Origin of the sequence: Streptomyces sp. ME02-8801-2C (genome assembly GCF_033793965.1) — a bacterium.
GTDB lineage: Bacteria > Actinomycetota > Actinomycetes > Streptomycetales > Streptomycetaceae > Streptomyces.
This window is the reverse complement of record NZ_JARAXP010000011.1, coordinates 143,304-167,717: the sequence shown is the minus strand read 5'-3', so window position 1 is coordinate 167,717 and position 24,414 is coordinate 143,304. Positions and strand designations below refer to the sequence as shown.

Sequence of the window (24,414 nt, the reverse complement as noted above, 5' to 3'; positions counted from 1 at the left end):
CGGAACGCTCCGCCACGATGATGCTCCCACCACAAGGAGCGTTCCGATGCCCGCAGTCGACCACCTCACCAGCGCCCTCCCGACGGCCACCGAGGCCCCGCGGCGGCACCTTCCCGTGCTGCTGGCCGGGCTGGTGGCCGTCGCGCTCGCGGTCTCGGTGTGGCAGCCGCACGATCTGATGACCTGGTTCCTGGAGACGGTCTGGATCCTGATCGGGCTGCCCGTGATCGTGCTGACCTGGCGGCGCTTCCCGCTCACGAACCTCCTGTGCTGTCTGCTCGCGCTGCACGCCCTCGTCCTGATGGTGGGCGGCCACTACACCTACGCGCAGGTCCCGCTGGGCGACTGGGCGCGCGACACGTTCGGCCTCGACCGCAATCCGTACGACCGGCTCGGCCACCTCATGCAGGGCTTCGTGCCGGCCCTGCTCGTACGGGAGCTGCTGAGCCGTACGTCACCGCTGCGCGGCAGCCGCTGGCTCGCCCCCCTGACGGTGTGCGCCTGTCTGGCCTTCAGCGCGGTGTTCGAGATGTTCGAGTGGGCGGCGGCCGTGATCGGCGGCGCGGCGGCCGACGACTTCCTGGCCACGCAGGGCGATGTGTGGGACACCCAGTGGGACATGTTCTGCGCGCTGATCGGGGCGAGCGTCTCCCTGCTCGTGCTGAGCCGCGTCCACGACCGGCAGCTCGCGGCGTTGCGCGCTCAGTCCTCGGTGTAGCGGCGGCGCGTCCACAGCGGCAGGACGAACCAGCAGGCCAGGTACCAGGCGACGACACCCGCGACGAGCCAGGGCACGTACGCGTCGTGGGTGGCCACCCGGAGGACCAGGAGCAGCGCGGCCGTCATCGTGGCGAGCAGCAGCACCAGGCCGACGAAGGTCAGACGGCTGGCCCAGCGCACGGCCTCGGGTTTCACCCGGCGGCCGGAGACGATCCGGTGCAGGGAGACCGGCCCGATCAGGGCACCGGTCGCGGCGGAACCCAGCACCACGGTGATGATGTAGATCGCGTGTTCCGTCTCGTCCAGCTGCGGGTACCTCGGGGTGAAGACCACGGTCAGCAGGAAGCCGAAGAGGATCTGCACCCCCGTCTGGGCGACGCGCACCTCCTGGATGAGCTCGCCCCACATACGGTCGGCCCGCTCGTCCTCGGTCTCCGTGCGCCCGCGTTCGCGCGTGCCGGCCCCGCCGTCGGTGTCCACCATGTCTCCTCCCGGCCACTCACCCGCATGTCCTGGTCCGATTACGGGTTCCCCGTCACGGCGAAACCGATCAGATCCTGACCCGACGGGTTTGTTTGAGTGATCGGAACCGTGGCTACCCGGAGACCACCACCGCGGCCACGGCGAACAGGGAGGTCCGGCCATGTCCGGCACACAGCTCACCCTCACGGTCAGCGGCGGCAACGCCGCCGACGCACAGACGGTCGTCCGGGCCCTGGAGTCGGTCTTCGGCCCCGCCGACGAGTTCCCCGGGGACGACGACGGACACTCGACGGTGCACACGGCCGCGTTCACGGTCGGTACGGAGACGCTCACGCCCGGTCAGCCCAAGAGGGAACAGTTGTCGGCGCCCGTGATGGTCACCGTGCAGGGCACACCTGCGGCCGTGCGCTGCGCGGACGCCACCCTCACCGGCACCTTCACCGCCCATGACCGGGGCAGTGCCTCCGGCGACCAGGAACAGGAACACCAGCTGCTCCTGGAGCCGTGAGAGGCGTACGTCAGTGCGCTGACTACCAGCGGGTTTCCACCTGTGCCTTGATCCGGCGGTCGTAGAGGTCCTGGATCGCGGTGAGCGTCTCCGCCGACAGCGGCGGCAGGGCGGCGGTCGCCGCGTTGGCGCGGGCCTGCTCGGCCGAGCGGGCGCCCGGGATCACCGTGGTCACGCCCGGCTGCTGGGCGATCCAGCGCAGGGCCAGCTGGGCCGGCGTGTACCCCTCGGGGGCGAGCGCCGAGAACTCCGCCGCCGCCTCCACACCGGTCGCGTAGTCGACGCCGGAGAAGGTCTCGCCCTGGTCGAAGGACTCTCCGTGACGGTTGTAGGTGCGGTGGTCGTTCTCGGGGAACACCGTGTCCTTGGTGTACTTGCCCGACAGCAGGCCCGAGGCGAGCGGGACGCGGGCGATGATGCCGACACCCGCCTTCTCGGCGGCGGGGAGCACCTCGGCCAGGGGCTTCATGCGGAACGCGTTGAGGATGATCTGCACGCTGGTGACGCCCGGCCGGGCGATCGCGGTCAGCGCCTCCTCGCAGGTCTCGACGCTGACGCCGTAACGCGCGATGCGCCCCTCGGCGACCAGGGTGTCCAGGGCGTCGTAGACCTCGTCGGAGGAGTAGACCGGGGTCGGCGGGCAGTGCAGCTGGACCAGGTCGATCCGGTCGACGCCGAGGTTGCGCCGCGAACGGTCGTTCCAGGCACGGAAGTTGTCGAGGACGTAGTTCTCCGGGAGCTGCTCGAGCCGGCGGCCCATCTTGGTCGCGACCAGTACGTCCAGCTCGGGCCTGCCACGCAGGAAGGCGGCGATGGTCTGTTCGCTGCGCCCGTCGCCGTACACGTCGGCGGTGTCGAAGAAGGTCACTCCCGCTTCGACCGCCGCGTCCAGCACCGCGAGGGCGTCCTTGTCCTCCACGTCGCCCCAGTCGGCGCCCAACTGCCACGTTCCGAGGCCGATGACCGACGCCCGCTGACCCGACCTACCGATTACACGCTCGTCCATGGCGTCAGTCTTTCATCCGTCCGACCGGCCCGCAGACAGGGCCATGCGTCACCCGAACGAGTGAGTCAATGCAGGCGTCAACCAATGCGCGTCATTCACCCTTTAGCGTGACCGGATGACTGATCATCTGGCGCGCCGCGGATTCCTGCTCGGCGCGGCCTCCCTCGCCCTCGTGGCGATCGCGGCCGACCCGGCCGTCGCCGCCGCCGAGCTTCCCGACTTCCCGGCCGACGTCACGCCCTACCGCTCCGGCTACCGCAACTGGGTCGGCGAGATCACCGCCGACGGGCTCTGGGCCTGCGCGCCGGCCGGCCCCGGCCAGGTGGTCGAGGTCGTCAACTGGGCCTGGCGGCACGGCTGGACGGTTCGCGCCCGGGGTTCCGCGCACGGCTGGTCGCCCCTGACGATCACGGAGGGTACGGAGGCCGACGCGCCCGTGCTGATCGTCGACACCGCTCCCCATCTCACCGGCCTCGCCCTGGAGTCCACCGGCCCCGCCGCTGTGCGCGCCGGTACCGGAGTCACCCTGGAGGCCCTGCTCACCTACCTGGAGCAGCACGGACTCGGGGTGACCAACGCGCCCGCGCCCGGTGACCTCACCCTGGGCGGCGCCCTGGCCGTCGACGCCCACGGCACGTCCGTACCGGCCGACGGGGAGACCCTGCTGCCCGGGCACACGTACGGCTCGCTGAGCAACCTCGTGCTGTCGCTGACGGCGGTCGTGTGGGACGAGGGCTCCGGCGCCTACGTACTGCGGACGTTCGACCGCGACGAGGCGGACTGCGCGGCGCTCCTCACCCACCTGGGCCGGTCCCTGGTCGTCGAGGTAGTCCTGCGGGTGGGGGCCAACACGAACCTGCGCTGCCTCAGCCGTACGGACATCTCGGCGGCCGAACTGTTCGCGGCACCCGGCAGCGGGTCCGGTGGGCGCACCTTCGCGAGCTTCCTGGACGAGGCGGGGAGGGTCGAGACGATCTGGTTCGCCTTCACCGAGTTCCCCTGGCTGAAGGTGTGGAGCGTCGCGCCGGACAAGCCGCTGACCTCGCGGCGCGTTTCGTCGCCGTACAACTACCCGTTCTCCGACAACGTCCCGACCGTGGTGGCCGACCTCGTCGGGCGGATCCTGTCCGACGGGGCCTGGTACCTCGCTCCGGTGCTCGGCAACACGCAGCTGGACGTGGCCTCGCTCGGGCTCGTCACGACGCTGTCGGCGGACATCTGGGGGCCGTCGAAGAACACGCTGCTGTACGTCAGACCGACGACTCTGCGGGTCGCCGCGAACGGGTACGCGGTGCTGACCGGCCGGGCCCAGGTGCAGCGTGTCATCGCCGAGTTCACCGCGTTCTACCGGGAACGCCTCGCCGCGTACGCCGCCCTGGGCCGCTTCCCGGTCAACGGCACCGTCGAGATCCGCGCCACCGGCCTGGACCGCCCGGCGGACTCCGACGCGGCCGGCGCCCGTGCCCCGCTGCTGTCCGCGCCGCGCCCGGTCGAGGGGCACCCCGAGTGGGACACGGCGGTCTGGCTGGACGTACTGACGCTGCCCGGGACGCCGTACGCGGAGGCCTTCTTCCGGGAACTCGAACAGTTCCTGCTCGGGACGTACGACGGCGGGCACGCGCTGACCCGGGTCGAGTGGTCCAAGGGTTGGGCGTACACGGAGACGGCGGGGTGGAGCGACGCGGAGGTCATCGGTACGGCGGTACCGGCTTCGTACGGCCCCGCTGTGTGGCAGGAGGCCGTCGGAACCCTCGACCGGCTCGACCCGCACGGTGTGTTCAAGAACGCGTTCCTCGACCGGCTGCTGCGCTGAGACCCCGTCAGGGGGTGAGCAGGGCCTGCACGGTGGGGGCGTACCGGTCCACGATGTCGTCGATCGTCGCCTCCCGCAGATGTGTTCCGCGGGCGATGCCGTACATGACGCCCAGGCCGAGCAGGGTGGCGACGGCCAGTTCGGCCCGCAGGCCCGGGTCGGGGCCGGTGAGACGGGCGGCGAGGCGATCACTCACCTGGGTGCGGAAGTTGGCGCGCATGATGTCGCCCCGGTCGCCCTGGAAGGGGGCGAACACGATCCGCAGGACCGGGTCGGCGCCGCGCTCGGTCTGGCCGGTGAGGAGATGGCGGACCATGTGGCGGCCGAGGTCGTCCAGGGGCGCGTCGAGGAGGCCGTCGGCGTCCTGGGCGAAGGACATCACGCGGGCGAAGAGCGCGTCCTTGTTGCCGAAGTACTTGAGGATCAGCGGAGGGCTGACCCCGGCGCGGTCGGCGACCGTCTTGAGCGTGATGTCGGCCTGGGCGTGACGGGCGAGCAGATGCCGGGCGGCGCGCAGGATGGCGGCCTTCGTCTGCTCGGCGTCCCGGCGCGCGGCCGGGGCCTCCTGGGCAGGGGTCGGCTGGGTGTCGGCGTCGGTCGGCGGTGGTGTGTGCACGGTGCTCATGCTCCCTCCATCACCCCGCCCCGCGTCCCCGCTGTGCGGCCGCGGGTGCGCCGGGTGCCGTCGGCTGCCGGGTCGCCGGGGATGGTCAGGGCCGCCGTGCAGGCCAGCAGGGCGACGGCGCCCGCCATCGCGAAGGCGAGCAGGTAGCCGTGCAGGGTGGGCACGGCGGTGCCGTCCACCGGACTGGTGTGGCGTACCGGCACGGCGACCACCGCCGCGCTGCACATGGCCTGGCCGATCGTGCGCATCAGTACGTTCACTCCGTTGGCGGAGGCCGTCTGGCCGGGCGGTACGGCCCCCAGGATCAGCATGGGCAGCGCCGAGTAGGCGAGGGTGGTACCCACGGAGACGACCGCGGCACCCACGATGATCATCCACAGTTCGCGGCTGTCGGCGATGCGCACCACATAGCCGAGCGCGATGACCGACGTACCGACGACCAGGGTGACGCGTGGCCCGAACGCCGCCGATACGCGCGCGGAGACGGACGAGAACAGCAGCATGGCGATGCCGCCGGGCAGCAGGACGAGACCCGTCTCGACGATGGACAGGCCGAGCCCGTACCCGGTGGCCTCGGGGGCCTGCACCAGCTGGGCCGTCACCAGGGTGTTGGAGTAGAAGGCGAACCCGGTCAGCAGGGCGGCGACATGGGACAGGCCGACCCGGGGCCGGGCCACCAACCGCAGGTCGACCAGCGGCTGTCGGGTGTGCAACTGCTGCCACCACCACAGGCCGAGTACGGCGACCGCGCCGAGGAACAGCCCCAGGACGCGCGCACCTCCCCACCCCCACTCGCCGCCCTCGACAATCCCGAGCAGCAGACACACCAGCCCGACAGCCAGCCCCAGCGCGCCCACGAGGTCGAAGCGCCCCGGCTCCCGGACGGGCGACTCGCGCACCGCCCACCACACCGCCGCCACGCCTGCCGCGCCGAGGCCGGCGGTCACCCAGAACATGACGTGCCAGTCGGAGTACTGGACGACCAGCGCGGCGAGCGGCAGCCCCAGGGATGCGCCGATTCCGAGGGTGGCGCTCATCAGCGCGACCGCGCTTCCGGTGCGCTCCGATGGCAGTTCGTCGCGCAGAATGCTGATGGACAGGGGTACGACGGCGGACGCGGCGCCCTGCAGCGCGCGTGCCGTGACGAGTACGCCGATGTCGGAGGACAGGGCGCACATGACCGAGCCGAGGACCATCACCCCGAGGGCCGCGATCAGCACTCTCCGTTTGCCGTACATGTCCCCGGCGCGGCCCAGCACGGGGGTGAGGACGGCACCGGAGAGCAGGGTCGCGGTCACCATCCAGGAGACCGCGCCGGGCGAGGCACCGGTCAGCCGGGGCAGGTCGGGCAGCAGCGGGACGACCACGGTCTGCATGACCGCCATGAGCATTCCGCCGAACGCGAGCGCCGGCACGGTCATACGGTCGCGCAGGGGCCGCGCGGCCGACGGGTGGTCGGACATCGGGACAGGCTGGTCCATCGGTACTCCAGCGGCCGGCCGCTCTGCGCGACAAATAATATGGGTGAATGGCGATTCACCATAGCGGTGAATCGCCATTCACCCAATACCACCGTGCCATGACCAGGCTATTTTCCGGAGACCTCGGCATCTTCCCGGGTACGGGAGGCCAGCACCCGCGTCTGCGCGGTGCGCGCGAGTTTCGGCCCGAGCCACCGCTTGAACCGGCGCAGCGCTTCGAGGCGCCCCGCCGCCCGGTCGATGCCGTAGTAGAGCTGGGGCGGCACATAGGGCAGCAGGGGAGAATGGCGCTGGCCGAGCAGGGCGAACATCCGGGCCGGGGGCAGCCGGATGTAGCGCGGCAAATTCTCGTACCACTGGGCGCTGTAGCGGGCCGCGCTCTGAATGGAGAGCAGTTCGGACTTGCGCCGCTCCTCGTAGGCGGTGAGCGCCTCGGGGAGTCCGGGGTGTGCGTGGAGCGCTTCGGCCAGGGCGATGGCGTCCTCGAGCGCGAGTGTGGTGCCGGCGCCGATGGAGTAGTGGGTGGTGTGGGCGGCGTCGCCGAGCAGGACGAGGTTGCCGTGGTGCCAGGTGCGGTTGGTGAGGGTGCGGAAGTTGAGCCACTGGGCGGCGCCGTCGGCGGAGGACCTGCCGATCAGGGGGTGGCCGTCCAGCAGGTCGCCGAAGATCTTCTCGAGGGCGGCCAGGCCGTCGGCCTCGTTCGCCCGGTCGAGGCCGAGCCCGCTCCAGGTCTCGGGGGCGCACTCGACGACGCAGGTGCTGTGGTCCTTGCTGTAGCCGTAGCCGTAGCACCAGATCCAGCCGTGCTCCGTCTCCTTGAAGCCGAAGGTGAAGGCGTCGAAGACCTTGGTGGTGCCGAGCCAGATGTACCGGTTGCGCCCGGCGCGCAGGCCCGCGCCGAAGTGTTCGGTGTGCTGTTCGCGCAGCACGCTGTTGACGCCGTCGGCGGCCACGACCAGGTCGGCGCCGACCAGCTCCTCGGCCCCGGTGATCCCGTGCTCGAACTCCAGCCGTACGCCGAGCTGCCGGGCCCGGTCGGCCAGGATCTCGAGGAGCCTGTGCCGGCCGATGCCGAAGCCCTCGTCACCGGGGTGCCGGGTCGCGCTGTCGCCCACGTGGGCGACTCCGTGGTCCCAGGACACCGAGGCGTCGGCGATGGCCCGCGCGGACTCGGGGTCGTGCTCCTGGAGCTTGTCGAGCAGTCCGCGCCAGTAGGTGACACCCCAGCCGTAGGTCGAGCCCGCCGGGTCGCGCTCGTACACGGTGATGTCGTGGGACGGATCCCGCAGCTTCATCAGAATCGAGAGATACAGGCCGGCAGGCCCGCCTCCCACACAGGCGACCTTCACACACACCCCTAGCGATTACAGAAGGTGGTCATTTAGCGTCGGAGAGTAGCAGTCCGCGAGCACGCCAAGCGCCGCCCCGCAGCCGGGCTCGCAGGGGCGCGGGGAACTGCGCGCCAAGCCCCCACCGCCCCGCAGCCACCCAGAACGCGAGGAACCACGACCTCTCAGGGGCGCGGGGAACTGCGCAAAACCCCCCACCGGCCCGCACCACGAAACGGCGCCGCCGGCAAACCGCTACGAGACGCTACGACACTCCGGATGCCCCCACCCCTGCGCGTTCTTCGCAATGGTCTCCCCGGCCGCATACGACCGCCCGCACACACACCGGCCGGCGAACTTCGCCTTCAGGGTGCGGCCGGAGTTCCCACCCCGCGCCCGGCCCCCCTTCCCGCCGGAGGCCTTCGCGGAGGCGGAACGCGGACTGTCCGGCGCAGCCGGAGGCTGCGGAGACCCCAGCTCACTACCCGCAGGCTCCTGCACGATCGCGGCCTGACTGGCAGCCCGGTCGGCGAAGTCGTTCAGCTTGTCCCCGTCGACCTGATGGGCAGGCACATAGCGGAACTCGACCGAGCGCCCGTCGAGGAGCTCGTCGATGCGGACGACGAGCTCCTGGTTGGCGACCGGTTTACCGGCGGCCGTCTTCCAGCCCTTTCGCTTCCACCCGGGCAGCCAGGTGGTGACGGCCTTCATCGCGTACTGGGAGTCCATCCGGATCTCCAGCGGCACGTCCGGCGCGACGGCCGTCAACAGCCGTTCCAGCGCGGTGAGTTCGGCGACGTTGTTGGTGGCTCTGCCGAGCGGCCCGGCCTCCCAGCGGCTGGGGCTCTCCGAGCTGTCTGCGACCACCCAGGCCCAGCCCGCCGGTCCCGGATTTCCCTTCGACGCCCCGTCGCACGCGGCCACCACTCGTTCACGCATGCGCTCGATCATGCCATGCGCGGACCGGACGCCCGCCCGCCGTTACCGGGGCCCGATCTCAGTCCACGTCCGCCGACTTGGGCATCTCGCCGGCCGTGGTCGTGATGTCGATGACGGAGAAGTTGGCGCCCTGTGGATCGCTCAGCGCGGCGAACCGGCCGAACGGGCTGTCCATGGGCCCGAAGCGCAGTACACCGCCGAGTTCGGTGGCCGTGGCAACGGCTTCGTCGCAGTTGACGACGCTGAAGTACACGTTGATGTACGGCGGCATCTCGGGCGGGAAGTCGTCCGTCATCCGCATCCGCCCGAGGACGGTCTGCTCGCCCAGGTTGTACATCCGGAAGTCGATGGCGTCGTCCTGCATCTGCTTCGCCGAGTAGCCGAAGACGGCCGGGAAGAAGGTGTCCGACTTGTCGGCGTCGCGGGTGAAGACCTCGGCCCAGCAGTAGGCACCGGGCTGGTCCGGCCCCGCTTCGAAGCCTTCGTGGGTGCCGGCCTGCCAGACCCCGAAGACGGCACCACTGGGGTCGCGGGCCAGGCACATGGTGCCGAAGTCGCCCACCTGCATGGGTTCCATGAGCAGTTCGCCGCCGTTGTCGCGGATCTTGGTGGCGGTGGCGGCGGCGTCCGGCGAGGCGAGATAGAGGCACCATGCCGACTGTCCCTCCTGGCCCGGCATGGGCGGGACGACGGCCGCGACCGCCTTGCCGTCGGCGTACGCCTGTGTGTAGTTGCCGTACTCCGACGACGACTCGCCGAAGGTCCAGCCCAGCACCTCGCCGTAGAAGCTCTTGGCTCCCTCGACGTCACTGAACATCGCGTCGGCCCAACAGGGGGTTCCCTCAGGTTGCACGGCCATGGCTTCGGCCTCTCCGGTCTCGTCACTCTCGTCGGGTTGTCCGGATCCTCACGCTAGCCAGGCTTTGTCCGGGACGCGCGCCGAACGCCGACGCTGGTGCGACGCGTGGGCATCGAGGGCACGGCATTAGCACACCCTTGCGGTCTGATAATTTCATCGGCGCTCATCTCTCCTCGCCCTCTCCCCTACCTCCAGGTGTCCGGATGTCCGCTGCACGGGTGCGTCGCCTCGCGACGCGGCATGCCCGCGGCGGTCTCCCGCATCTGCTGGGCGTCCTGCTCCTGGTCCTCGCGACGTTCGTGTTCTCCTGCGCCGGTGCCCTGCCCTCCCCGGACACCGGACCCTCGGGCTCGGCCTCGGCCTCGGTGCACGCCGTGCACATCGCCGACCGGGACCCCTGCCAGGAGGGCCCGCACCACGGCTGTCACACCCCCGGGCACCACGGGGTCCTCAGCCACGCGCCCGTCATCGGCGCGGACCGGGCCGCCGCGGTGGACCAGCCGGGCACCGACCCCGCGCGGCTGCCACTCGGCCCGTCGCGGATCCCGGGCGCCACCCGCCCTCCCGATCTCCACGAACTGCAACTGCTCAGGGTCTAGACGCCGACCGGGCCCACGCTCCACGGCCCGATCCGCCGGCCCGGCTCCGCCCGGCCACGGCCCCGACCGTCACCCCAGCTTGCAGTGCCGTGCCCGACAACGGGCATGGCCCGGAGAAGGACATCCCATGGGTACATCCAACGCCAAGGCGAAGACCGCGGCCCGCCGCGCCCACATGGAGGAACTGCGCAAGGTCGAGCAGGCCCGTGAGCGCCGTATGCGGCTGCTCACGCTCGGCGCGACCGCCGTCATACTCGTCGGCCTGGCCGGCGGCGGCTGGTATCTCGTCGACTCCGCCCAGGAGAAGGAGGAGGCCAAGGCCGCGCCGATCGCCGGCGTGAAGACCTGGTCCAAGCTCACCCAGAACCACGTCACCACGGCCGTCACCTACAAGATGAGCCCGCCCGTGGGCGGCGACCACAACCAGGTGTGGGTGAACTGCGACCGACAGGTCTACACCAAGGCGGTCCCCAACGAGAACGCCGTGCACGCCCTCGAGCACGGCGCCGTCTGGATCACGTACAACGACAAGGCGGCCAAGGCGGACGTCGAGGCGCTCTCCGAGAAGGTGACCAACACGGCGTACACCTTCATGAGCCCGTACGAGGACCAGTCGTCGCCGATCGTGCTGAGTGCCTGGGAGCACCAGCTCAAGGTGGACAAGGCGTCTGACCCGAAGGTCGCCAAGTTCCTCGACAAGTACGTCCAGGGCGAGCAGACGCCCGAGCCCGGTGCCTCCTGCACCAACGGCATGACGCCGTGAACCGAGCGCCGGCGGCGGGGCGTTCGTACGGACGACCCCGCCACCGGCGCCCGCGTTCACGTGACCGCACGGGCCCTACTCCCCCGCGTACGCCTTCTTCAGGGCGGCGATGTCCAGCTTGCCCATCGCATACATGGCCTTGGTGGTGCGGACGGCCTTCTCCGGGTCGGGGTCGCTGATCATCTCGATCAGGCCGTCCGGGATGACCTGCCAGGACAGTCCGTACTTGTCCTTGAGCCAGCCGCAGGGGCCGCCCTCGCCGCCGCCCTCGGTGAGCTTGGCCCAGTAGTGGTCGACCTCTTCCTGGTCCGCGCAGTAGATCTGGAAGGAGACGGCCTCGCTGAACTTGAACTGCGGGCCGCCGTTCAGGGCGACGAACTTCTGGCCGTTGGCCACGAAGTCGACGGCCAGCACGTCGCCGGCGGGGGCGGGACCGGCCTCGTTGTAGTAGCCGATCCTGCCGAGCTTCGAGTTCTTGAAGACCGAGACATAGTAGTGGGCTGCTTCCTCGGCCTGGCCGTCGAACCAGAGACACGTGGTGAATCCGTCGGTGGTCATGAGTACCTCCTGGAGCGGGGAACGCTGTCGCCTCTTTCGACCGATCCTCGGGCGGAAACTCATCGGCGGCGCGACGAGTTTCTCCGCCGGTCCTCCAGTCGGCCCATCCCTCCGGTCAGGCGGCGGTCACTGGCCCACTCGGCCGTCGATGCACTCGCGGAGGAGATCGGCGTGGCCGCAGTGCCGCGCGTACTCGTTGACGTGCGCCGCCAGGACGTCGCGCAGCTGGATCTGTCCACCGTGCTCGGCGCCGAAGTCGGAGAAGCCGGCGTTCGTGGTGCCGAGGTCGGCGACGCTCGCGATGAACCGGTCGGTGCGTTCCGTCTCCTCCCGCCACTGTCGCCAGGCGTCCTCCACGACCTGGGGATCGGCCACCGCGCCGTTCCAGTCGCCGTCACGGTCGTCGTCGGTGCGGTACAGCTTGGGCGCGTCCTCGCCGGCCATGACCCGGCGGAAGTGCCGCTCGTCCTCGGTCAGGTGCCGCACCAGCCCGAGCAGGGACATCGTGGACGGCGGCACGGAACGCCGGGCCATCTGCTCGGCGTCCAGACCGGCGCACTTCATCTCCACGGTGAGGCGGTAGTGGCGCAGGCCTTCGAGCAGCGTGCCGCGTTCGTCGACGATCTCGGTGTCGGTCTCACGCGGGTCGTCGTCCGGGTCGACCCACATGTCGTCATAGACGGTCGCGACCGTCCACCGAGTCGCCGTTGTCCCGTTGTCGTGCGCACGCGAGTCCATGGGGGGCATCGTCGCGCGCGGCGACACCGGCCGCCACCGAATATCGGGCCGGCGCTCGCTCGGCTCCCGCTACGCCTGGTGCACGATCTGGATCAGGTTGCCGCAGGTGTCGTCCAGCACGGCGATGGTGACCGGGCCCATTTCCCGCGGCTCCTGGATGAACCGCACGCCCAGACCGCGCAGTCGGTCGTACTCCGCGTGTACGTCGTCCACCGCGAAGGCGGTCGCCGGGATCCCGTCCTTGATCAGCGCGTCCCGGTACGGCTTCACCGCGGGATGACCGGAGGGCTCCAGCAGCAGTTCGGTCCCGTCGGGATCCTCGGGCGAGACCACGGTCAGCCACCGGTCCGCGCCGAGCGGTACCTCGGTCTTCTTCACGAAGCCCAGCACGTCCGTGTAGAAGCGCAGGGCCTTGTCCTGGTCGTCGACGAAGACGCTGGTCAGGTGAATCCTCATGGTGTGCTCTCCGTTGAGTACGAGTCCGGCGAAGCCGATGGTGACACCCCAGCCTGGCATTCCGGGGTTGTCCCCGCGCTGCGGCGCCCCATTGACTCGCCCAGCGGTATGGGTGAACCGCCATGAGGCCGGGGTCACAGTTCGGCCGAGGTCAAGGTCACAGGCGGGGGCTCTGCTGTCGCCGGACCTTACTGGCCTAGCATCCGGGCATGACAGTCCTGCCCAACGACGGGCTCTCGCTGGCCGCCGAGTTCCCTTCCACGCCCCATGAGCAGTGGCAGCGCCTGGTGGAGGGCGTCCTGCGCAAATCGGGCAAGGAGGTCTCCGCGGCGACAGCGGAGGACGCGCTGTCCACCGCGCTGGAGGACGGGCTCACCACCCGCCCCCTCTACACGGCGCACGACGACGCTCCCGACCCCGGATTCCCCGGCTTCGCCCCCTTCGTGCGTGGTGGACGCCCCGAGGGGAACACCGTCGGAGGCTGGGACGTACGGCAGCGGCACGCGACCCTCGTCGGCGACGCGGTGCTCGCGGACCTGGAGAACGGCGTCACCTCGCTGTGGCTGACCGTCGGCCCGGACGCGATCCCGGTGTCCTCACTCGCCCGGGCCCTCGACGGCGTCTACCTCGACCTGGCCCCCGTCGTCCTGGACGCCGGCGAGGAAGTCGAGCCCGCCGCACGGGAGTTGCTGCGGCTGTACGAGGAGCGGGGCATCGCCAGGGAGGCAGCGCGCGGCAACCTCGGCGGCGACCCGCTGGGCCACGAGGCCCGTACGGGTGAGGAGTTGGACTTCGCGCCGGTCGTCGCGCTCGCGCGGCTGAGCGCCGAGGAGTACCCGGGGCTGCGTGCGCTGACCGTGGACGCGCTGCCGTACCACGAGGCGGGCGGCTCGGCCGCGCAGGAGCTGGGGGCGTCCCTGGCGACCGGGGTCGCCTACCTCAGGGAACTGACCGGGGCCGGGCTGTCCGTCGAACAGGCCTGTGCACAGCTGGAGTTCCGGTACGCGGCCACCGCCGACCAGTTCCTCACGATCGCCAAGCTGCGTGCGGCCAGGCGGCTGTGGGCGCGGGTCGCCGAGGTGTGCGGGGCGCCGACGGCCGGGGCGCAGGTGCAGCACGCGGTGACCTCGCCGGTGATGATGTCGCGCCGCGACCCGTGGGTGAACATGCTGCGCACGACGATCGCCACGCTGGCCGCCGGGGTCGGCGGCGCCGACTCGGTCACCGTGCTCCCCTTCGACCACGCGCTGGGCCTGCCGGACGCGTTCGCCCGCCGGATCGCCCGCAACACCTCGACGATCCTGGTCGAGGAATCGCATCTCGCGCGGGTGATCGACCCGGCGGGCGGTTCCTGGTACGTGGAGCGGCTCACCGACGAACTCGCCCACGCGGGCTGGGAGTTCTTCCAGTGGATCGAGGGTCTCGGTGGCCAGGCCGCCGCCCTTCGTTCCGGGAACCTGGGCGAGGCACTGGCCACCACCTGGGCGGCCCGCTCCGCCAAGCTGGCCAAGCGGCGCGAACCCATCACCGGGGTCAGCGAGTTCCCGAATCTCGCCGAGCGGCTGCCGGACCGCGAGCCCTCGCCCGAGCCGCCGTCCGGAGGACTTCCCCGGGTGCGGCGCGACGAGGCGTACGAGGCTCTGCGCGCCCGGTCCGACGCCCACCTCGCCGCCACCGGGACCCGGCCGCGCGTCTACCTCGCGACCATCGGGCCGGCCGCCGCCCACAGTGCCCGCACGACCTTCGTCTCGAACCTCTTCCAGGCGGGCGGCATCGAGCCCGTCACGGAGGGCACCTTCGAGGAGAGCGGCGCCGGCGAGGCCTGTCTCTGCTCGAGTGACACGCTGTACGAGGAACAGGCCGCGACCGTGGCGGCCGAGCTGAAGGCCGCCGGCGCCTCGCATGTGTTCCTCGCCGGCCGTCCCGGGCAGTACACGGACGTCGACGCGTATGTCTTCGCGGGCTGTGACGCCGTCGCCGTGCTCTCCGCCACCCTCGACCGCATGGGAGTGTCCTGATGGGAATCCCCGACTTCTCCGGAATCGAACTGGGGACCCCGACCGCCAACGCCGACACCGGCGACTGGCGTACGGCCGTCAAGTCGGCCACCGGCTCGGACCAGACCTTCTGGGAGACCCCGGAGGGCATCGCGGTCAAACCGCTCTACACCGGCCGTGACCTGGAGGGCCTGGACTTCCTGGAGACGTACCCGGGCGCGGCGCCCTATCTGCGCGGCCCGTACCCGACGATGTACGTCAACCAGCCCTGGACGATCCGCCAGTACGCCGGTTTCTCCACCGCCGAGGAATCGAACGCCTTCTACCGCCGCAACCTCGCGGCCGGCCAGAAGGGCCTGTCGGTCGCCTTCGACCTGCCCACCCACCGGGGCTACGACAGCGACCACCCGCGCGTGACCGGTGACGTCGGCATGGCGGGCGTCGCGATCGACTCGATCTACGACATGCGACAGCTCTTCGACGGCATCCCCCTCGACAAGATGTCGGTGTCGATGACGATGAACGGCGCCGTGCTGCCCGTTCTCGCGCTCTACATCGTCGCGGCGGAGGAACAGGGCGTACCGCCCGAGAAGCTGGCCGGGACCATCCAGAACGACATCCTCAAGGAGTTCATGGTCCGCAACACCTACATCTATCCGCCGAAGCCGTCGATGCGGATCATCTCCGACATCTTCTCCTACACCTCGCAGCGGATGCCCCGCTACAACTCCATCTCCATCTCCGGCTACCACATCCAGGAGGCGGGTGCGACGGCCGACCTGGAGCTGGCGTACACCCTCGCGGACGGGGTCGAGTACATCCGGGCGGGCCGTGAAGCGGGCCTGGACGTCGACGCGTTCGCGCCCCGGCTGTCCTTCTTCTGGGCGATCGGCATGAACTTCTTCATGGAGGTCGCCAAGCTGCGCGCGGCACGCCTGCTGTGGGCGAAGCTCGTCAAGCAGTTCGACCCGCAGAACGCCAAGTCCCTCTCCCTGCGCACCCATTCGCAGACCTCCGGCTGGTCGCTGACCGCGCAGGACGTGTTCAACAACGTGACACGTACGGCCGTGGAGGCGATGGCGGCCACCCAGGGCCACACCCAGTCGCTGCACACCAACGCCCTGGACGAGGCGCTCGCGCTGCCCACCGACTTCTCGGCGCGCATCGCCCGCAACACCCAGCTGCTGATCCAGCAGGAGTCGGGCACGACCCGGGTCATCGACCCGTGGGGCGGCAGCGCGTACGTCGAGAAGCTGACGTACGACCTCGCGCGCCGCGCCTGGCAGCACATCGAGGAGGTCGAGGCGGCGGGCGGCATGGCCAGGGCCATCGACGCCGGCATCCCGAAGCTGCGCATCGAGGAGGCGGCGGCCCGTACGCAGGCCCGGATCGACTCGGGGCGCCAGCCGGTGATCGGCGTCAACAAGTACCGCGTGGAGACCGACGAGCAGATCGACGTCCTCAAGGTCGACAACTCCTCCGTACGCACCCAGCAGATCGAGAAGCTGCGGCGGCTGCGCGCTGAGCGCGACGAGCGGGCCTGCCAGGACGCACTGGACGCGCTGACCCGGGCGGCGGACGGAGAGGGCAACCTGCTGGACCTGGCGGTGAACGCGGCCCGCGCGAAGGCGACTGTCGGGGAGATCTCCGACGCCCTGGAGAAGGTGTATGGGCGGCACGCGGGCCAGATCCGTACGATCGCCGGGGTGTACCGCAACGAAGCAGGCGAGTCCCCGTCCGTCGACCGCACCCGCACCCTGGTGGACGCCTTCGAGGAGGCCGAGGGGCGCCGGCCGCGCATCCTGGTCGCCAAGATGGGCCAGGACGGCCACGACCGCGGCCAGAAGGTGATCGCCACCGCCTTCGCCGACCTCGGCTTCGACGTCGACGTCGGCCCGCTCTTCCAGACCCCCGGTGAGGTGGCCCGGCAGGCGGTGGAGGCGGACGTCCACATCGTCGGGGTGTCCTCGCTGGCCGCCGGGCACCTCACCCTCGTACCGGCGCTGCGCGAGGAGCTGGCGGCGGAGGGCCGGGAGGACATCATGATCGTCGTCGGCGGGGTGATCCCGCCGCAGGACGTGCCGACCCTGCTGGAGATGGGCGCGGCGGCCGTGTTCCCGCCGGGGACGGTGATCCCGGACGCGGCCTACGACCTCGTCCAGCGGCTCTCGGCCGACCTCGGGCACGACCTGTGATCGATCTCGACGCGTACGTCAAGGGCGTGCTCGGCGGGAAGCGGGCGATCGTGGCGCGGGCCATCACCCTCGTCGAGTCGACGCGGCCCCAGCACCGGGCGCTGGCACAGGAGTTGCTGACCGAGCTGCTCCCGCACAGCGGGCGGGCCCGGCGGATCGGGGTCAGCGGGGTGCCGGGCGTCGGGAAGTCGACGTTCATCGACGCGTTCGGCACGATGCTGACCGGACTGGGGCACCGGGTGGCGGTGCTCGCCGTGGACCCGTCGTCCAGCCGTACGGGCGGTTCGATCCTGGGCGACAAGACCCGGATGGAACGCCTGGCGGTGGACCCGGCCGCCTTCATCCGGCCCTCCCCCACCGCGGGCACCCTGGGCGGGGTCGCGAAGGCGACGCGCGAGTCGATCGTCGTCATGGAGGCGGCGGGCTACGACGTGGTGCTGGTGGAGACGGTCGGGGTCGGCCAGTCCGAGACCGCCGTCGCCAACATGGTCGACTCGTTCCTGCTGCTGACGCTGGCCCGCACCGGCGACCAGCTCCAGGGCATCAAGAAGGGCGTCCTGGAACTGGCGGACGTCCTCGCCGTCAACAAGGCGGACGGCCCGCACGAACGCGACGCCCAGGCAGCGGCACGGGAGTTGGCGGGCGCGCTGCGGCTGATGCACGGCAAGGACGTGGCCTGGACTCCGCCCGTGCTGACGTGCAGCGCCCGCGAGTCGACCGGTCTGGACGCCGTCTGGGACCGCCTCGAACAGCATCGCGCCCTGCTCGACTCGACCGGCCGCCTGGCAGCCAAACGCCGTGACCAGCAGGTCGACTGGACGTGGACGATGGTCCGCGACGAACTGCTGGGCCGACTGCACGCCGACGAGGCCGTGCGCGCCGTCGCCCCCGGCCTCGAACAGCAGGTCAGGGACGGCGAGTTGACGGCCACACTCGCCGCCGAGCGCATCCTCAAGGCATTCGGCGGCGGCTGAGGACCGGGGCCTGCCTCAGAGGGGTGTGGCGGCCTGCAGGATGAGGACCATGGTCACGGCCGAGTTCGCGGACGACATCGCCGACACGGCCGTGCCCGCCGCCGCGCCCCAGGCCGCCAGGCCCACCGCGGTGAACACCGAGGGCCGGCTGCGTGCCGCGGGTGCCGGGCCGAGCAGCGCCGCCACCCGGCGCGGTACCGGCCCCGCCGCGGCGAAGCCGGCCGGCGTGGGCGCGGGCGTGCCCCGGGACACGAGGGCCGCCTTGCCGATGGCGTGCGCGACGGTCCTCCGGCTGCCGACCCGCCCGGCGGCGTCCTCGTCGGCCCACCGCTCCGCCGTGTAGTGCGCAGCCGTACTCAAGGGCCGTAGGAACGGGTTGGCGCGCGCGGCCAGTTGGACGGCGAGCAGGAACTTGTGGTGTCCGGCCGTCAGATGGGCGCGCTCATGGGCGAACAGGGCGCGCCGCTCAGCCGGTTGGAGGCAGTCGAGCAGGGCGGTGCTCACCACGATCCGGTCCCGTCGGCCGCCGGGCAGCGCGTACGCGTACGGCAGTTCGTCGGGCAGTACCGCCGCCTCCGTGCCGGGCAGTCCGGCGAGCACGCGATGGGCGCGGCGGCGGACCCGGCCGTGCCGCCACAGTGTCCGGCCGCAGACCGCCAGGACCGTGAGCAGCGCCGGAATGGCGAGCCGGCCGGCCACCTCGTCGTACGGCACGGCCTCGCGCACCTCCGGGTCCGACCAGCCGTCGGGCAGCGGGTTGCCGGGCAGTTGCGCCGTGCCGACCACCATCAGCAGGCCGAGACACACCGTGCTGCATGCCGCCATCACGCCCGCGACCGCGGCGAGCAGCCGTGTCGCGGTACGCGGATGCAGATGCTGTTCGGCCAGGCGGGCGATCGGCCAGGCCGTCAGCGGCAGGACGAGCGGGAGAAAGACGAACACCCCCATGAGGATTCAGTCTTCCCTCTCCGTACCTGTACCTGTGTCCGCACTTGTACCTGTGTCCGTCGTGTCCGTCTCGTCCGTGCTCGGTCGGCCGAGGAGTTCGCGCAGCAGCCGCTCGTCGGCGGGGCCGAGCCCGGTGACGAAGCTGGCCAGGACAGCCTGCCGGTCGCTCTCGGCGTCCAGCACCCTGCGCATCCGGTGTGCGGCGAGACCCGCCTCGTCCGACGCGGACGTCCAGGCGAAGGACCGTCCCGCGCGCTCCCGGGTGACCGCGCCCTTGGCCAGCAGCCGGGTGAGGATCGTGATGACGGTCGTGTACGCCAGGTCGCCGCCGAGCCGCTCCTGGACCCAGCCCGCTGTCGCCGGGCCCTCCGCCTCGCGCAGCGCCGACAGGACCAGCGCCTCCAGCTCGCCCTGCCCCCGTCGCCGGGGACGCTGCCGGTGATCCGTCACGTCCTGTCTCCCCTCCGCCGCCGTCCGTTCGCCGAGCGGCCATCGTATAGACGGATTCCCGGGGCCCGGTCCCGCCCCGGCCGCCGCATGGTCGATGATGGGCGAGTCATGACCATGCTCCCTGTGCCGACGACGCGCTCCGCGCCACTGCCCGTGTTCCGGGCAGCGGTCTTCGCCGTCGTCGGCACGGTGCTCGGGATCAGTGCGCATCATCTGGTCGCCGAGGGGCCCGCTCCGTGGCGGTCGGGGCTGGCGGCGGCGGTGCTGCTGTTCGTCGTGGGGCTGGCCGGTACCAGGCGCCCGCGTTCGCTCGCCGTGGTCGTGGTGACGAGTGCGGTGGCGCAGACCGGCCTCCATGTGTGGCTGTCGGCCGCGCACGCGCGCCAACTGGCGGACACAGGCGTGGACATGGGCACGCACGCGCATCTCGCGATGCCCGCCCACGGGACCTGGCCCGCGCGGCTGCACGACTCGGCGGCGATGACGGTCCTCCATGCCCTGGCCGCCGTACTCGTCGCCGTGCTGCTGCACCGCGCCGACGCGGCCTGCTGGTCGCTGGCGCGCGGGCTGACCGGGGCCGTGGACAGGGTACGGGCCCGGATCGCCACCGTACGGGCGCTGCTCGACGGTGTGCCGGTGCCCGCGAGGCGACGCTCACGGGTGCGCCGCCCGCGACGGACGGAGCCGCCGCTCAGGGGGGCACTCCTCGCGGACGTGGTGGTACGGCGGGGTCCGCCGCCGGCGTGGCCCGCTCTCGCCAACTGATCCTGCCGGAACAGCCCTTCAGCGATCGGCCGTTCCGTGCCACCGCACACCCGGAAAGACCCGGAGACAACCATGTCCACTGCACCCTCCCAGCACGCCACCGCACGGCGTCTGACCCTCGCGGCCGTCGCCTCCGCCGCCCTTCTCCTGCTCACCGCCGGACCGGCCGCCGCCCATGTGGAGGTCAAGTCCGACAAGGCCCAGGCCCTCGCCGAGAACGTCGAGATCTCCTTCGACGCGGAGGCCGAGTCCGACACCGCCGGGATCGCCGAGGTCCGGGTGATCCTCCCGGCGGGCATCGCGCCCGGCGACGTGACCTACGGGGAGGGCCCCAAGGGCTGGAAGTTCACGGCCGCCGACGACGGCTACACGATCAAGGGCCCGGCCCTGAAGGCCGGTGTGAACGCCGAGTACTCCGTCGTCGTACGACAGCTCCCCGATGTGAAGGAGCTCGCCTTCAAGTCGTTGCAGACCTACAGCGACGGCAAGATCGACCGCTGGATCGAGCTGGACGAGAGCAGTGAGCAGCCGGCTCCGGTGCTCAAGCTGAAGGCCGCCGCGCCGGGCGCGAAGCCGGTGAGCCCGTCGCCGAGCGAGACGGCGTCCGAGTCGCCGTCCGCCTCGCCGACTCCCACGGCCGAGCCCACCCAGGCGTCGGCCACGCCGACTGCCTCTGCGTCGGCCGAGGCGGCGAGCGACGACGACGGCGGGATGTCCGCGGGTGCCTGGATCGGCATCGGGGCGGCTGTGGTCGTCGTGGCGGGCGCGGCCGTCTATCTCGTACGCCGCCGGGCGGCCGGTCAGCAGTAGCCGACTCGCGGGCTTCGTTCCTCCGGTTCCGCTGCTCGCGGCGGAACCGGAGGGCACCGCGCCCGCGCGTCAGTCGTGTGGGGCCTTGCCGCTGACCCTGTGGTCGGCGTGGCTGAGCGCCTCCATCACCAGACGGCGCAGATGCCCGTCACGGAGGCTGTAGTGCACGTAGCGGCCCTCACGCCGGGTTTCCACCAGTCCGGCCAGCCGTAGTTTCGCCAGGTGCTGGCTCACGGCGGTTCGCGATGCCTCGCACCGCTCGGTCAGCGAACCGACGTCCGACTCTCCCTGCGCGAGCAGCCACAGCAGGTGCAGCCGCGTGGCGTCGGAGAGGAGGGCGAACACCCCGGTCGCCTCCGCGAGACGTGCGCTGTCCGGGGCACGCAGATGCGTATCGGCCGCAGTTGGCAAGGTCTCGCGAGCAGGCATGCCCTCAGCGTAGAGGCAGGGCGGACCCCGTCGACAGTGTCGCCGCCGGTTGTACGGGTTCGCCGAATCCATATGTGCGCAGATGCGCACCCATGGGTACAGTGGTGAACAGTCGCGCTCGCCTTCCCGACCGGTCGAGGACAGCCGTATGTTCGCCGTACTGCGCAACCGCGCCTACCGCCGTCTCTTCACCGCCCAGGTCGTCGCCCTGATCGGCACCGGCCTGGCGACCGTCGCTCTCGGACTGCTCGCCTACGACATCGCGGGCGCCGACGCCGGATCGGTCCTCGGCACCGCCCTCGCGGTCAAGATGGTGGCGTACGTGGCCATCGCCCCGGCCGTCGGCGCGGTCGCCGACCGTCTGCCCCGGCGCGCGCTGATGGTCGGCGCGGACCTCACCCGGGCCGCGGTCGCGCTGTTGCTGCCGTTCGTGGACCAGGTGTGGCAGGTGTACGTCCTGATCTTCCTGCTCCAGGCCGCCTCGGCCACGTTCACGCCCACCTTCCAGGCGGTCATACCGGACGTGCTGCCCGCCGAACGCGACTACACCCGGGCTCTGTCGCTGTCCCGGCTCGCCTATGACCTGGAGAGCCTGTTCAGCCCGGCCCTGGCCGCCGCACTGCTGTCGCTCATCACCTACAACTGGCTGTTCCTGGGCACGGTGTTCGGCTTCGCCGCGTCGGCGGCCCTGGTCGTCTCCGCCGTACTGCCGACAGCCGTCGTCGCCGCCACCCCACGAACCGGCGGTGCGTACGCCCGGACGGGCACGGGCACCCGGCTGTTCCTGTCCGTCCCCGAGTTGCGCGCCCTGCTCGCCCTCGACCTGGCGGTGGCCGCCGCCGGCGCCATGGTCACCGTCAACAGCGTGGTGTACGTCCGCGACGAGCTCGGCCGGAGCGCCGCCGACGTCCCCCTGGCGCTCGGCTCGTACGGCACGGGCTCGATGGTCGTCGCGCTGCTCCTGCCCCGGGTGCTCGACCGGGTTCCGGACCGTACGGTGATGCTGCGCGGGGCGCTGCTGCTCACCGGTGTCTTCGTCGCGCTCGGCGTCGTCACCGGTGCCGGCGGCGGCAGTTGGCGCTGGCCGGCGCTGCTCGTCTGCTGGGCCGCGTTCGGCGCCGCCAGCTCGATGGTGCTCACCCCGACGGGACGGCTGATCCGCCGCGCGGCGCCGCCACAGCGGCGTACGTCCGCGTTCGCCGCCCAGTTCTCCCTCTCGCACGGCTGCTGGCTGCTCACGTACCCGCTGGCCGGTTGGCTCGGCGCGGCGGCCGGGCTCAGGTCCGCGGTGGTGGCCCTGGGGGCGTTGGCCCTGGCCGCCGGGCTGCTCGCCGTACGCCTGTGGCCGGCTCCGTCGGCCCCGCGTGTCGAGCACGAGCACGCCGATCTCCCCGCCGGGCACCCGCATCTGTCCGACGCGACCCGGGTCAGGGGTGGCTGGCGGCACAGCCATCGCCCGCTCCTCGACGGACTGCACGTCCCAGGCTGACGTCAGGTACGGTCGTGCGTTCCCGGGACAGGAGGTTCTGGGGCCGACACCGGGCATTGATGTGACTGCGGGCGGCGTTCGGCGGCCCGTCGGCGCCGCCGGGGTACCGGCCGGAGTCGTGGCCACCCCTATCGGCCCGGTCCGCCCGGGAGTTGGAGCGCGCGATGACGGACGAAACGAAGAGCGAACCCCTCGAGGTCGCCGACGCCGACCGGACGGATCCTCTCGTCCAACTGTCCCTGGAGCAGTTGCGGCAGCGCACCAGCATGAAGTGGCGTACGCACCCGGCGGACGTGCTTCCGCTCTGGGTGGCGGAGATGGACGTACCGATGGCCCCGCCCATCGCCGAGGCGCTGCAGAGGGCGATCGACCTCGGTGACACCGGGTATCCGTACGGGACCGCCTACGCCGAGGCGCTCGCCGCGTTCGCCGCCGAGCGGTGGCAATGGGACGGGCTGCGCGTCGAGCACACGGCGATCGTGCCCGATGTGATGCTGGGCGTCGTCGAGATGATCAGGCTGGTGACCGGCCCGGGGGACGCGGTCGTCGTCTGTTCCCCGGTGTATCCGCCCTTCTACGCGTTCGTCTCACACGATGCCCGGGAGATCGTCGAGGCACGTCTCGGCCCCGATCTGCGCGTCGACCTGGCCGCCCTGGAGGACGCCTTCGTGCGGGCGCGATGTCATGGCCGCCGTGCCGTTTTCCTGATGAGCAACCCGCACAATCCGACCGGTGTCGTTCACACCCGCCAGGAGCTGGAAGCCGTCGCGGCCCTCGCCCGCGAGCACGGTGTGCGCGTGGTGTCCGACGAGATCCACGCCCCTCTGATACTGCCGGGGGCCACTTTCACCCCGTTTCTCACCGTTCCCGGCGCCGAGAACGCGTTCGCCCTGGTTTCGGCGTCCAAGGCGTGGAACCTCGCCGGGCTGAAGGCCGCTCTCGCCGTCGCGGGCCCCGAAGCCGCCGACGAGCTCCAACTCCTGCCGGAGGAGGTCGGCCACGGCCCCAGCCACCTCGGGATCATCGCCCACACCACGGCGTTCCGCGAGGGCGGGAACTGGCTCGACGAACTGCTGACCGGACTCGACGCCAACCGGCGCCTGTTGGGGCGGCTGCTCGAGGAACACCTTCCCGACGTGGGATACCGGCAGCCCGAAGCCACCTATCTGGCCTGGCTGGACTTCACCTGGCTTGGGCTGCACAAGGCCCGGGACACCGCAGGCCCGGGGGTGGTGAGCGATCTGGCCGGACCCGCGAAGCTGTTCCTCGACGAAGCCAGGGTCGCGCTCAGTTCCGGCCATGTGTTCGGCTCCGGCGGCGAAGGACACGTACGCCTCAACTTCGCGACGACCCCGGCCGTTCTGCGTGAAGCGGTGGGGAGGATGGGACGCGCGGTCCGCGATTTCCGGCCATGAGCGTCGTCCGGGTCATGCCCGGACGAAACGCCCAGCGACTTGAACCCGTGCCTACCAGTCGGTAAT

At 71.3% G+C, this 24,414-nt stretch carries 25 protein-coding genes; 12 read left to right on the top strand and 13 right to left on the bottom strand.

Annotated features, from left to right (window positions below; all coding sequences use genetic code 11):
• Positions 1-46 precede the first annotated feature (46 nt).
• Positions 47-718, top strand: coding sequence for a DUF2238 domain-containing protein (locus PV396_RS31780; RefSeq protein WP_319210484.1), 672 nt, complete (start codon positions 47-49; stop codon positions 716-718).
• On the opposite strand, the gene PV396_RS31775 is transcribed toward PV396_RS31780, so the two are convergent.
• On the bottom strand, positions 703-1,203 hold the full coding sequence (locus tag PV396_RS31775; protein WP_319210482.1) for a DUF6328 family protein: 501 nt from the start codon (positions 1,201-1,203) through the stop codon (positions 703-705). The genes PV396_RS31780 and PV396_RS31775 overlap by 16 nt on opposite strands.
• A gap of 160 nt (positions 1,204-1,363) precedes the next feature.
• Between PV396_RS31775 and PV396_RS31770 the strand changes: the two genes are divergently transcribed.
• The gene (locus PV396_RS31770) at positions 1,364-1,711 is read left to right on the top strand and encodes a hypothetical protein (RefSeq protein ID WP_319210480.1); all 348 of its coding nucleotides are present in this window, start codon (positions 1,364-1,366) and stop codon (positions 1,709-1,711) included.
• Between the two features lie 22 nt (positions 1,712-1,733).
• On the opposite strand, the gene PV396_RS31765 is transcribed toward PV396_RS31770, so the two are convergent.
• A complete protein-coding gene (locus PV396_RS31765; protein WP_319210478.1) occupies positions 1,734-2,717 on the bottom strand; it encodes an aldo/keto reductase in 984 nt (327 codons plus the stop codon).
• 115 nt (positions 2,718-2,832) lie between these two features.
• On the opposite strand from PV396_RS31765, the gene PV396_RS31760 reads away from it, so the two are divergent.
• Complete coding sequence (locus PV396_RS31760; protein WP_319210476.1) at positions 2,833-4,530, top strand: cholesterol oxidase substrate-binding domain-containing protein; 1,698 nt, start codon at positions 2,833-2,835, stop codon at positions 4,528-4,530.
• Between the two features lie 7 nt (positions 4,531-4,537).
• On the opposite strand, the gene PV396_RS31755 is transcribed toward PV396_RS31760, so the two are convergent.
• The 5 genes from PV396_RS31755 to PV396_RS31735 all read right to left on the bottom strand — a co-directional run bounded on the left by PV396_RS31755 (position 4,538) and on the right by PV396_RS31735 (position 9,762).
• Positions 4,538-5,155 carry a TetR family transcriptional regulator gene (locus PV396_RS31755; RefSeq protein ID WP_319210474.1) on the bottom strand — a complete coding sequence of 206 codons (618 nt, stop codon included), beginning with the start codon at positions 5,153-5,155 and terminating at the stop codon, positions 4,538-4,540.
• Positions 5,152-6,636 (bottom strand): MFS transporter, encoded by a 1,485-nt coding sequence (locus tag PV396_RS31750; protein ID WP_319210472.1) that lies wholly within the window; start codon positions 6,634-6,636, stop codon positions 5,152-5,154. Before PV396_RS31750 ends, PV396_RS31755 begins: the two co-directional genes overlap by 4 nt.
• A gap of 107 nt (positions 6,637-6,743) precedes the next feature.
• Positions 6,744-7,985: an FAD-dependent monooxygenase gene (locus tag PV396_RS31745; RefSeq protein WP_319210471.1), complete on the bottom strand. Its 1,242-nt coding sequence runs from the start codon at positions 7,983-7,985 to the stop codon at positions 6,744-6,746.
• A 234-nt stretch (positions 7,986-8,219) separates the two neighbouring features.
• Positions 8,220-8,915 carry a ribonuclease H gene (locus PV396_RS31740; RefSeq protein WP_319210470.1) on the bottom strand — a complete coding sequence of 232 codons (696 nt, stop codon included), beginning with the start codon at positions 8,913-8,915 and terminating at the stop codon, positions 8,220-8,222.
• A 46-nt stretch (positions 8,916-8,961) separates the two neighbouring features.
• Complete coding sequence (locus tag PV396_RS31735) at positions 8,962-9,762, bottom strand: VOC family protein (RefSeq protein WP_319210468.1); 801 nt, start codon at positions 9,760-9,762, stop codon at positions 8,962-8,964.
• A gap of 203 nt (positions 9,763-9,965) precedes the next feature.
• Between PV396_RS31735 and PV396_RS31730 the strand changes: the two genes are divergently transcribed.
• Both PV396_RS31730 and PV396_RS31725 read left to right on the top strand, forming a co-directional pair.
• On the top strand, positions 9,966-10,361 hold the full coding sequence (locus tag PV396_RS31730) for a DUF6153 family protein (RefSeq protein ID WP_319210466.1): 396 nt from the start codon (positions 9,966-9,968) through the stop codon (positions 10,359-10,361).
• A 127-nt stretch (positions 10,362-10,488) separates the two neighbouring features.
• Positions 10,489-11,124: a DUF3105 domain-containing protein gene (locus tag PV396_RS31725; RefSeq protein WP_319210464.1), complete on the top strand. Its 636-nt coding sequence runs from the start codon at positions 10,489-10,491 to the stop codon at positions 11,122-11,124.
• Positions 11,125-11,199: 75 nt separating this feature from the next.
• Here PV396_RS31725 and PV396_RS31720 read toward each other — a convergent pair whose 3' ends face one another.
• From PV396_RS31720 to PV396_RS31710, 3 genes are all read right to left on the bottom strand, one after another.
• A complete protein-coding gene (locus tag PV396_RS31720) occupies positions 11,200-11,682 on the bottom strand; it encodes a VOC family protein (protein WP_319210461.1) in 483 nt (160 codons plus the stop codon).
• Between the two features lie 126 nt (positions 11,683-11,808).
• The gene (locus tag PV396_RS31715) at positions 11,809-12,420 is read right to left on the bottom strand and encodes a DinB family protein (RefSeq protein ID WP_319210460.1); all 612 of its coding nucleotides are present in this window, start codon (positions 12,418-12,420) and stop codon (positions 11,809-11,811) included.
• A gap of 69 nt (positions 12,421-12,489) precedes the next feature.
• Positions 12,490-12,876 (bottom strand): VOC family protein, encoded by a 387-nt coding sequence (locus PV396_RS31710; RefSeq protein WP_319210647.1) that lies wholly within the window; start codon positions 12,874-12,876, stop codon positions 12,490-12,492.
• A gap of 209 nt (positions 12,877-13,085) precedes the next feature.
• Here PV396_RS31710 and PV396_RS31705 point away from each other — a divergent pair, with 209 nt between their 5' ends.
• From PV396_RS31705 to meaB, 3 genes are read left to right on the top strand one after another with little or no spacing between them, the layout of a single operon-like run.
• Positions 13,086-14,894, top strand: a complete 1,809-nt coding sequence (locus PV396_RS31705; protein ID WP_319210458.1) for a methylmalonyl-CoA mutase family protein — start codon at positions 13,086-13,088, stop codon at positions 14,892-14,894.
• The gene (gene scpA / locus PV396_RS31700; RefSeq protein WP_319210457.1) at positions 14,894-17,068 is read left to right on the top strand and encodes a methylmalonyl-CoA mutase; all 2,175 of its coding nucleotides are present in this window, start codon (positions 14,894-14,896) and stop codon (positions 17,066-17,068) included. Before PV396_RS31705 ends, scpA begins: the two co-directional genes overlap by 1 nt.
• The gene (gene meaB, locus PV396_RS31695) at positions 17,065-18,042 is read left to right on the top strand and encodes a methylmalonyl Co-A mutase-associated GTPase MeaB (RefSeq protein ID WP_319210456.1); all 978 of its coding nucleotides are present in this window, start codon (positions 17,065-17,067) and stop codon (positions 18,040-18,042) included. The genes scpA and meaB overlap by 4 nt, the downstream gene beginning before the upstream one ends.
• A 15-nt stretch (positions 18,043-18,057) precedes the next feature.
• Here the strand turns inward: meaB and PV396_RS31690 are convergent, their stop codons facing one another.
• Positions 18,058-18,990, bottom strand: coding sequence for a M56 family metallopeptidase (locus tag PV396_RS31690; protein ID WP_319210455.1), 933 nt, complete (start codon positions 18,988-18,990; stop codon positions 18,058-18,060).
• A 6-nt stretch (positions 18,991-18,996) separates the two neighbouring features.
• The gene (locus PV396_RS31685) at positions 18,997-19,440 is read right to left on the bottom strand and encodes a BlaI/MecI/CopY family transcriptional regulator (RefSeq protein ID WP_319210454.1); all 444 of its coding nucleotides are present in this window, start codon (positions 19,438-19,440) and stop codon (positions 18,997-18,999) included.
• Between the two features lie 108 nt (positions 19,441-19,548).
• Between PV396_RS31685 and PV396_RS31680 the strand changes: the two genes are divergently transcribed.
• Complete coding sequence (locus PV396_RS31680; protein WP_319210453.1) at positions 19,549-20,205, top strand: hypothetical protein; 657 nt, start codon at positions 19,549-19,551, stop codon at positions 20,203-20,205.
• 72 nt (positions 20,206-20,277) lie between these two features.
• The gene (locus PV396_RS31675) at positions 20,278-21,015 is read left to right on the top strand and encodes a DUF1775 domain-containing protein (protein ID WP_319210452.1); all 738 of its coding nucleotides are present in this window, start codon (positions 20,278-20,280) and stop codon (positions 21,013-21,015) included.
• Between the two features lie 69 nt (positions 21,016-21,084).
• Here the strand turns inward: PV396_RS31675 and PV396_RS31670 are convergent, their stop codons facing one another.
• The gene (locus tag PV396_RS31670; RefSeq protein WP_319210451.1) at positions 21,085-21,444 is read right to left on the bottom strand and encodes an ArsR/SmtB family transcription factor; all 360 of its coding nucleotides are present in this window, start codon (positions 21,442-21,444) and stop codon (positions 21,085-21,087) included.
• A 148-nt stretch (positions 21,445-21,592) separates the two neighbouring features.
• Between PV396_RS31670 and PV396_RS31665 the strand changes: the two genes are divergently transcribed.
• Positions 21,593-22,933 carry an MFS transporter gene (locus PV396_RS31665; RefSeq protein WP_319210450.1) on the top strand — a complete coding sequence of 447 codons (1,341 nt, stop codon included), beginning with the start codon at positions 21,593-21,595 and terminating at the stop codon, positions 22,931-22,933.
• 164 nt (positions 22,934-23,097) lie between these two features.
• Positions 23,098-24,348 (top strand): MalY/PatB family protein, encoded by a 1,251-nt coding sequence (locus tag PV396_RS31660; protein WP_319210449.1) that lies wholly within the window; start codon positions 23,098-23,100, stop codon positions 24,346-24,348.
• Positions 24,349-24,414: the final 66 nt, after the last annotated feature.

What these genes read in the sequence shown, in the direction of transcription:
- PV396_RS31740 (WP_319210470.1), bottom strand. Translation starts at nt 8,915, where the DNA reads ATGATCGAGCGCATGCGTGAACGAGTGGTGGCCGCGTGCGACGGGGCG.
- PV396_RS31660 (WP_319210449.1), top strand. Translation starts at nt 23,098, where the DNA reads ATGACGGACGAAACGAAGAGCGAACCCCTCGAGGTCGCCGACGCCGAC.
- PV396_RS31765 (WP_319210478.1), bottom strand. Translation starts at nt 2,717, where the DNA reads ATGGACGAGCGTGTAATCGGTAGGTCGGGTCAGCGGGCGTCGGTCATC.
- PV396_RS31755 (WP_319210474.1), bottom strand. Translation starts at nt 5,155, where the DNA reads ATGAGCACCGTGCACACACCACCGCCGACCGACGCCGACACCCAGCCG.
- PV396_RS31705 (WP_319210458.1), top strand. Translation starts at nt 13,086, where the DNA reads ATGACAGTCCTGCCCAACGACGGGCTCTCGCTGGCCGCCGAGTTCCCT.
- PV396_RS31710 (WP_319210647.1), bottom strand. Translation starts at nt 12,876, where the DNA reads ATGAGGATTCACCTGACCAGCGTCTTCGTCGACGACCAGGACAAGGCC.
- PV396_RS31760 (WP_319210476.1), top strand. Translation starts at nt 2,833, where the DNA reads ATGACTGATCATCTGGCGCGCCGCGGATTCCTGCTCGGCGCGGCCTCC.
- PV396_RS31725 (WP_319210464.1), top strand. Translation starts at nt 10,489, where the DNA reads ATGGGTACATCCAACGCCAAGGCGAAGACCGCGGCCCGCCGCGCCCAC.
- PV396_RS31750 (WP_319210472.1), bottom strand. Translation starts at nt 6,636, where the DNA reads ATGGACCAGCCTGTCCCGATGTCCGACCACCCGTCGGCCGCGCGGCCC.
- PV396_RS31770 (WP_319210480.1), top strand. Translation starts at nt 1,364, where the DNA reads ATGTCCGGCACACAGCTCACCCTCACGGTCAGCGGCGGCAACGCCGCC.
- PV396_RS31715 (WP_319210460.1), bottom strand. Translation starts at nt 12,420, where the DNA reads ATGGACTCGCGTGCGCACGACAACGGGACAACGGCGACTCGGTGGACG.
- PV396_RS31670 (WP_319210451.1), bottom strand. Translation starts at nt 21,444, where the DNA reads ATGCCTGCTCGCGAGACCTTGCCAACTGCGGCCGATACGCATCTGCGT.
- PV396_RS31720 (WP_319210461.1), bottom strand. Translation starts at nt 11,682, where the DNA reads ATGACCACCGACGGATTCACCACGTGTCTCTGGTTCGACGGCCAGGCC.
- scpA (WP_319210457.1), top strand. Translation starts at nt 14,894, where the DNA reads ATGGGAATCCCCGACTTCTCCGGAATCGAACTGGGGACCCCGACCGCC.
- PV396_RS31690 (WP_319210455.1), bottom strand. Translation starts at nt 18,990, where the DNA reads ATGGGGGTGTTCGTCTTTCTCCCGCTCGTCCTGCCGCTGACGGCCTGG.
- PV396_RS31775 (WP_319210482.1), bottom strand. Translation starts at nt 1,203, where the DNA reads ATGGTGGACACCGACGGCGGGGCCGGCACGCGCGAACGCGGGCGCACG.
- PV396_RS31780 (WP_319210484.1), top strand. Translation starts at nt 47, where the DNA reads ATGCCCGCAGTCGACCACCTCACCAGCGCCCTCCCGACGGCCACCGAG.
- PV396_RS31730 (WP_319210466.1), top strand. Translation starts at nt 9,966, where the DNA reads ATGTCCGCTGCACGGGTGCGTCGCCTCGCGACGCGGCATGCCCGCGGC.
- PV396_RS31680 (WP_319210453.1), top strand. Translation starts at nt 19,549, where the DNA reads ATGACCATGCTCCCTGTGCCGACGACGCGCTCCGCGCCACTGCCCGTG.
- PV396_RS31665 (WP_319210450.1), top strand. Translation starts at nt 21,593, where the DNA reads ATGTTCGCCGTACTGCGCAACCGCGCCTACCGCCGTCTCTTCACCGCC.
- PV396_RS31675 (WP_319210452.1), top strand. Translation starts at nt 20,278, where the DNA reads ATGTCCACTGCACCCTCCCAGCACGCCACCGCACGGCGTCTGACCCTC.
- PV396_RS31735 (WP_319210468.1), bottom strand. Translation starts at nt 9,762, where the DNA reads ATGGCCGTGCAACCTGAGGGAACCCCCTGTTGGGCCGACGCGATGTTC.